We start from the raw sequence: 337 nt of genomic DNA, 5'->3' as shown, positions 1-337 counted from the left end.
TATTTATTCGACAGATCGGCCCACAATAAGGTGGTCACACCGATGGACAGCAGGATCAGCGTACCGCCCATGGTCGGGGTGCCGGTCTTGATCAGGTGGGTCTGCGGGCCATCGGAGCGCACCGCCTGGCCAACCTTCAGCGCGGTCAGCTTGCGGATAACCCATGGCCCAAGCAACAAGGAAATGCCGAGCGACGTCAGCGCCGCCATCACCGCACGCAACGTGACATAGTTGAAAACATTAAAGGCACGGACGTACTCGCCGAACCACTCTGCCAGCCATAACAGCACTTAAAGCCCCTTCACATTATTGTTATTGTTTGCCGCCAGCGCCGTGA

At 57.3% G+C, this 337-nt stretch carries 1 pseudogene; it reads right to left on the bottom strand.

The window, feature by feature from the left end:
* Window positions 1–290, bottom strand: a pseudogene (locus tag EGI20_RS01195) (phospho-N-acetylmuramoyl-pentapeptide-transferase); the annotation flags it as partial.
* Between the last annotated feature and the right edge of the window lie 47 nt (window positions 291–337).

This window comes from Aquitalea sp. S1-19 (assembly GCF_024343515.1).
The sequence above is the reverse complement of the archived record's forward strand: the minus strand, read 5'-3'. Positions and strand labels throughout refer to the sequence as shown.